This window comes from Brenneria alni (genome assembly GCF_003666245.1).
Lineage (GTDB): Bacteria > Pseudomonadota > Gammaproteobacteria > Enterobacterales > Enterobacteriaceae > Brenneria > Brenneria alni.
In genome coordinates this window covers 1-6,616 of record NZ_MJLZ01000074.1, presented here as the reverse complement: position 1 = coordinate 6,616, position 6,616 = coordinate 1, and the positions used below count along the sequence as shown (strand labels likewise).

The following is a 6,616-nucleotide window of genomic DNA, read 5'->3' as shown; positions in this document are numbered from 1 at the left end:
ATCGATTTAATAAAACACTACGAACAGAAATACTTGACATGTATCTGTTCAGAACACTGTCAGAAGTCCGTGTGCTAACAGAAGACTGGCGCGCAGAATACAACGAAGAACGTCCGCATAGCTCACTGGGTGATATGCCACCCGTTATCTATGCGCGGCAAAAACTGGCCGGAGATCCTCATTGGCGGTGGTACTAAAAATCGGAGGGACTACACTTAGGCGGTAATCAAGTTTCAAGGGGAACTCTAGGTAGCGCAAGACCTGATGTTTATAACCCTCAGACTGGTGAAGTTTTCGATTATAAATTTACCCGAAACTCAACAAGCCCCATCAGTCAACGCCAACAGCAAAATAACATTAATAATCTGCCTAAAGTCAGTTCGCAAACTGCAATACATCCGAGATAATGATATGAAAGCATTAACTACAACTGAAAAAAAGAGTGTTCTAGATGATTGGAAGAATGCTCTAAATGTTTATGAAAAATATAAAACTCTATATTTAATTAAGAGAAATGGCCCTGTTTTATGTGGTGTTTATTTAAAGCCCGTTTATAGTGGTGAACATTATGTTCCTGTCTTTCATACTCATTCAGTGTTGAGCATTTTTCCTGCTGTAACTATGTGTACACCATATAGTTTATTGAATAAAAAAGGTGTAGGTGATTCTATCAGCTTTAAGAGGCATAAAGAAAATTTACAAGATCTTGTTGATAAGTTCAGGGAGCAATGTCCAATAGCGTTCTGTGGTGAGTTATCATTCAGTCAGCTTAATAAGCTGTATGAAGATGATATCAATACTTCTCTAATATATCCGGCTCATACGATGAAAAGCCATGTGTTACTGGCGTTCTGGTTCGGATATACAGAAAAGAGTTACCAACTTCTTTTACGTTATAAAGATATTATTAAGTCTTGGCCTGATGAAGCTAAACGGCGATTTAATGGTGATAATGCATGGGAAGAGGATGTAAGCTCACAAATGGATATTGATAAACTGCATAATACAGTTAATGAAGAGTTGGCGAAATTTAAATTAACCAAGTTGAAAGATCATGGATTATTGCCTGATTAGTTAAGGTTAAAGTAAAAAGCCGGAAGTGATCGCAACGATCCTTCCGGCTTTTTTATTAAGCCAGCATAGTTCCCACTTCTGCCCGAATAATTATTATCTTCCCGGGTAGCAGTTCAATATTTAACGACTGGCCGGGCAATCCGCTCCGGGTCAGCCAGTCGCCCGCCAGATAAAGCTCGCCATTCTCGCGTATCCAGTCGGCGCCCTCGCGGTCATGGCCGTCGAGTTCTGCCAGCAGCGCGGCGATATCGGTATCCTCATCGAGTCGTGTGAGTATCAATCCGTTGCGGTACAGGCTGATACGGAACAGGGTATTGGCGGTAAAGCCCGCCTGAGCCAGTTCTCTGCCTGTTAACGTCAGTGCCGGCAGTTCTCCCTGATAAAACGCCGCCTGTATGCTCATTGTGCGCCTCCCTTGTCCAGCCCGCCGGGAAAAGCGTTCAGCCATTGTGCGGCGGCGCGTTCATCGAACGGTTGCAGGCTGAGTCCTTCGAGACAGCGCCAGAGTTCCCGCAAATCCTGCACGGTAATGACGATGCAGCCCGGCATGACGCGCAGCTTGAGCGGTTGCCCGGTGCTGAACCCGGCTTCCTGTAGCCACTTGCCGCTGATATTGATGGCGGGCGTGGAGGTGTCGCCCTTGTTGGGGCGGTAACCGACACGCTGATAGCGCTCCGGTTGAGAGATTTTAAAAATGGTGGTATCTGGCGTAGAATGCGCGTCAGCCATAGTCAACTCCTTGATAGTTGGTTGTGGTGAGCAATGTGTACGGGTGCCAGCCCGTATGCATTGCGCTACTTTAATTTAGATGACCATCGTTCCGCCTCGTACTTGATAATCATCCCTTCCAATAGTTGCTTGATAACCTTCTGCTGTTCCGGCTCCATGTTACTGATTGCCTGAAACTGCAAGGCAAGGTCGGCATCAGGCTTCAACTCATCTTCTTCAAAAACCAGATAATCCGTTGTTACCCGCAGCACCTGAGACAGCTTTTTAAGGGCGTCGAAAGAGGGTAAGGCATTACCGCCTTCATAGCGTTTTATCTGCGTGACATGAATCCCTGTCGCGTCAGCTAATGCTTGTTGTGATAAGCCTTTTTGTTTACGCAGAGAAGCGATACGAACACCGACAGTCATAGCATCAGACCATGTAAAAAAGTGGTTCGTCATTCTATCCTCCTGTAAATATCCCTCTTGACATTGGTATGCTATAAGATACTAAAATAAAGCTCAATAGAATCTTGACGCATTTTTAAGGAACCCGCTTATGGCCCGCATCCCCGACGCCGAGTTACAGCACCTGAAAGCCGCCGTGCCGTTAGTGGACGTGGTGCGTGCGCAGGGGCGGCAGGTGTTTAAGCGCGGTAAAGACTTCGTGGTGCTGTGTCCGTTCCATGAGGAGAAAACGCCGTCGTGTGTTATCAGCCCGGAGAAAAATCTTTACCACTGCTTCGGCTGCAACGCGGGCGGGTCGGTCATTGACTGGGTGATGCAGACGGAACGCTTAAGTCTGCGCAAGGCGGTGGAACGGCTGCGCGGCGAACTGGGCGAAAATCCGTCTGTTCAGCCGCTGGTCGGTCAGGACGAACCGGCGGTGTTCGCGGAGGATGAGGCGGGCCGTCAGGCGCTGCTCTCCCGCGTGGTTGAGTTCTACCACCATACGCTGCTGAACGCGCCGGAGGCCGTGGCCTATCTGGAAAAGCGTCGGTTAAACCATCCTGAGTTAGTCGCCGCCTTTAAGCTGGGGTTCGCCAACCGGACGCTGGCGTATCGTCTGCCGCCAAAACAGAAGCGGGCGGGCGCGGCCATCCGGGGGCAGTTGCAGGCGCTGGGGGTGATGCGGGAAAGCGGGCATGAGCATCTGGCGGGGTCGTTAGTGGTGCCGGTTATCGATACGCAGGGGCGGATACGGGAGCTGTACGGGCGTAAAATCACGGAGGGGCTGCGCAAGGGCACGCCGCTGCATCTGTATCTGCCGGGGCCGCACGGCGGGGTGTGGAACGAACCGGCGCTGATGGCGAGTAAGACGGTTATCTTATGTGAATCGTTAATCGACGCCATGAGCTTCTGGGTGTCCGGCTATCGCAATGTGACGGCGGCGTATGGGGTGAACGGGTTCACGGATGAGATGCGGCAGGCGTTTATCCGGCATGGCGTCAGGCAGGTGCTGATAGCGTATGACAATGACCCGGCGGGCAATGACGCGGCGGTCAGGCTGGCGTCCTTATTAGCCGCTGAGGGTATCGTCTGCTTGCGCATTGTGTTCCCGGCGGGAATGGACGCCAACGGCTGGCTGTGCAGCGTGGCAGAGCCAGCGCGTGAGTTCGGACTGTTAATCGACGGCGCGGTGCCGATGAACGACGCAGTGGCGCTTGACGTGGCCGGGAGGGATGAACTCAATGCGGCGGTGCCGGACGTGTTGCCCGAACCGGTGCCGCCTTGCGCGTTAGCCGCCGGGGTTGCGGCGGTGAAGACGGCGCAGGCGGAAGAACCGGGCGTGGTGGTTGAGGCGTTGCCGAACGGTGAACTTGAAATCACCTTATCCGGGCAGCAATGGCGACTCCGTGGTATGGCCTCGGTGAAAGCCGGCAGCGGCGTCATGAAAGTGAACGCGCAGGTGCTCGATACGGCCAGCGGCATGGTGTTCGCGGACAGCGTGGACATGATGAGCGCCCGCAGTCGTGCGGGTTATGCGCGGCTGGCCGCGGCGGAGTTGGGGCTGGCTGAAAGCGCGCTAAAACAGTCGCTGGGGCGGGTGCTGCTGGCGCTGGAAAACCACCTGAGCCGACCGGAAATGAACGGTGAAAGCGTTCCTGAACTGGATGACGACGCCAAAGCGGAGGCGCTGGCGTTGCTGCGCGACCAGAACCTTACCGGCAGGATAACGGACGACCTCGCGGCCTGCGGCGTGGTGGGCGAATCCACCAACCTGCTGGCCGGTTATCTGGCGGCGGTGTCGCGCAAGCTGGATAAACCGTTAGCGGTGCTGATACAGAGCAGTTCGGCGGCGGGCAAATCCAGCTTAATGGACGCGGTGCTGGGCCTTATCCCGCCGGAAGAGCGGCTGCAATACTCGGCCATGACCGGCCAGAGCCTGTTTTATCTGGGCGAAACGAACTTACAGCATAAGATACTGGCGATAGCGGAAGAGGAAGGGGTACGGCAGGCGGCGTATGCGCTGAAGCTGTTGCAGTCGGACGGCGAACTGACGATAGCGTCAACTGGCAAGGATGAAACGACAGGCAATCTGGTGACGAAGCAGTACACGGTGAAAGGCCCGGTGATGCTGATGTTAACCACCACGGCCATCGATGTTGATGAAGAGCTGTTAAACCGCTGTCTGGTGCTGACGGTGAACGAATCCCGCGAACAGACCGAAGCTATCCACGCGTTGCAGCGCCACAAGCAAACGCTGGAAGGGTTGCTGATGGAAAACGAAAGAGACTACCTGACCGGGCTGCACCAGAACGCGCAGCGGCTGCTGCGTCCGCTGAACGTGGTCAATCCCTATGCGTCACAACTGACGTTCCTGAGCGACAAGACGCGCACCCGCCGTGACCATATGAAATACCTGACGCTGATACAAAGCATCGCGCTGCTGCACCAGTACCAGCGGGAAGTCAAAACCGTCTCGCACCGTGGGCAGGTTATCGAGTATATCGAAGTCGAGCGGTCGGATATCGTGCTGGCCAACCGGCTGGCGCACGAGATACTGGGCCGGACGCTGGACGAAATGCCGCCGCAGACGCGCAAGTTGCTGATGCTGATACAGGGCATGGTCAACCAGCTTGCACTGGCGCAGAGCCGAAAACCGGGCGAGGTACGCTTTACCCGGCGGGATATCCGCAGCGCGACGCAGTGGAGTGACAGCCAGCTTAAGCTGCACTGCCTGCGGCTGGTCGAAATGGAATACCTGCTGGTACATGGCGGGAGCCGGGGCCATCTGTTGCAGTACGAACTGCTGTGGGACGGCACGGTGCCGGAAGGGGCGCACCTGTGCGGGTTAATCGAACCGGAAGCGCCTGAAAATAAGGGGTACGACTCACGCAAGTCTGGGTCTGACAGTGGCAAGTCAGGGTCAAGTCTGCCCCAGGTCGGGGCCAAGTCTGGGGCGGGGAAATCGCGCCAAGCCGCGCCGGATAAAGGTTCGCCTGCCACAAGTCTGGTTAAGGTGAAGAACGCTGTTCCGGCGACACAAGATAAGCCCATCGTACCGTAATCACATTATCACCCCATCATCACGCAGGACGCGCCACCATGAGAAACCCTTCCGCTTTAGCCGCGTCTTCCCAAACTACGCTGCGCCAGCATACCCTGAGTTATCTTGAGCATCTGACCGCAACGGGCCGCAGCGCCCGGACGGTGGAGGCCTACGGGGAGCGGTTAAGGCCGTTCGTGACGTGGTGCGAACAACGGGGCGTGACGCTGGCCGCACAGGTGAGTCTGGCGGTGCTGGAAGGGTATCAGCGGCATCTGAGACAGTATCGCAAGGCGGACGGACATGGGCTGACGTTGGGCGGGCAGCTTAACCGGTTGTCGGCGATACGAGCGCTGCTGCGCTGGCTGCTGACGCGTCACCATATCCTGTACAACCCGTCAGAGCAGTTGGTGTTGCCGAAAGTGGGGACAAGGCTACCGGCACAGGTACTGAGCGTGGAGGAAACCGAAGCGGTGCTGGACGCGCAGGACACACAGACATTAACGGGCTTGCGTAACCGTGCGGTACTGGAAATGCTGTGGAGCACAGGGCTGAGACGTTCGGAACTGACGAATCTGCTGCGGGTTGACGTGGACGTGGGACGCGGCGGGCTGGTTGTGAGGCAGGGCAAGGGACGAAAAGACCGGGTGGTGCCGGTGGGGATGAGGGCGCTGGTGTGGACGCAGCGTTATCTGGACGCGGTGAGGCCGCGACTGACGACCCGTTATGACAGCGGGTATCTGTTCGTGACGATACACGGCAGGAAGCTGGGGCGCTCGACGCTGACGCAACTGGCGGGAAACGCTATCCGCAGAGAGTGTAACGGTCAAATAAAACCGGACACTGATTTAGGCACATTGCTGTAGTCGCCGTTCATATTCGTCCGGCGATATATTTCCCAGCTTATAATGCCGCCTTTTCAGATTATAAAAACTATCGATATAATCGATAACGTCTGCAATACCCTGACTTCGGGTTTCATAGCGACGATAGTTAACTCTTTCTGCTTTCAGACTGCGGAAAAACCTCTCTGTAACGGCATTATCCAGACAGTTTCCTTTCCGGCTCATACTGCCTGTCACATCAAGTTCCTCCTGGCAATACTGGAACTGCGCGCTGGTATATTGCGCTCCTTGATCGCTATGAAACACCACTGACCCTGTTGGTCGTCGTTTATTTACCGCCAGCCTCAAGGCCCGAGTAGTCAGAGCGCTGTCAGGTTTATCTGAGAAGGCCCAACTGACTATTTTTCTTGAACATAAGTCCATGACGATAGCCAGATATAACCATCCCTGAGCGGTGCGCAAGTAGGTAATATCACCCGACCACCAGGTATTCAATGCCT

Annotated in this window: 7 protein-coding genes and 1 pseudogene; 4 read left to right on the top strand and 4 right to left on the bottom strand. The window is 54.6% G+C overall.

Annotation, left to right across the window (positions count from 1 at the left end; translation table 11 throughout):
• Together BIY29_RS19265 and BIY29_RS19260 are read left to right on the top strand one after the other, a co-directional pair.
• The coding region (locus tag BIY29_RS19265; protein ID WP_147437182.1) for an integrase core domain-containing protein at window positions 1–197 on the top strand (197 nt) is incomplete at its 5' end.
• 214 nt (window positions 198–411) lie between these two features.
• Window positions 412–1,074: a hypothetical protein gene (locus tag BIY29_RS19260; RefSeq protein ID WP_121576633.1), complete on the top strand. Its 663-nt coding sequence runs from the start codon at window positions 412–414 to the stop codon at window positions 1,072–1,074.
• A gap of 55 nt (window positions 1,075–1,129) precedes the next feature.
• Here BIY29_RS19260 and BIY29_RS19255 read toward each other — a convergent pair whose 3' ends face one another.
• The 3 genes from BIY29_RS19255 to BIY29_RS19245 all read right to left on the bottom strand — a co-directional run bounded on the left by BIY29_RS19255 (window position 1,130) and on the right by BIY29_RS19245 (window position 2,210).
• Window positions 1,130–1,477 carry a SymE family type I addiction module toxin gene (locus BIY29_RS19255; RefSeq protein ID WP_121576632.1) on the bottom strand — a complete coding sequence of 116 codons (348 nt, stop codon included), beginning with the start codon at window positions 1,475–1,477 and terminating at the stop codon, window positions 1,130–1,132.
• A complete protein-coding gene (locus BIY29_RS19250; protein WP_121576631.1) occupies window positions 1,474–1,803 on the bottom strand; it encodes a SymE family type I addiction module toxin in 330 nt (109 codons plus the stop codon). The genes BIY29_RS19255 and BIY29_RS19250 overlap by 4 nt, the downstream gene beginning before the upstream one ends.
• Before the next feature lie 65 nt (window positions 1,804–1,868).
• Window positions 1,869–2,210 carry a helix-turn-helix domain-containing protein gene (locus BIY29_RS19245; protein ID WP_338067788.1) on the bottom strand — a complete coding sequence of 114 codons (342 nt, stop codon included), beginning with the start codon at window positions 2,208–2,210 and terminating at the stop codon, window positions 1,869–1,871.
• Between the two features lie 130 nt (window positions 2,211–2,340).
• Between BIY29_RS19245 and BIY29_RS19240 the strand changes: the two genes are divergently transcribed.
• Both BIY29_RS19240 and BIY29_RS19235 read left to right on the top strand, forming a co-directional pair.
• A complete protein-coding gene (locus BIY29_RS19240; RefSeq protein ID WP_121576629.1) occupies window positions 2,341–5,292 on the top strand; it encodes a CHC2 zinc finger domain-containing protein in 2,952 nt (983 codons plus the stop codon).
• Window positions 5,293–5,330: 38 nt separating this feature from the next.
• Window positions 5,331–6,095: pseudogene (locus BIY29_RS19235) on the top strand (tyrosine-type recombinase/integrase); the annotation flags it as partial.
• 24 nt (window positions 6,096–6,119) lie between these two features.
• Here BIY29_RS19235 and BIY29_RS19230 read toward each other — a convergent pair.
• Window positions 6,120–6,616 (bottom strand): IS3 family transposase (locus BIY29_RS19230; protein WP_121576627.1); only part of this gene is annotated, 497 nt, incomplete at its 5' end.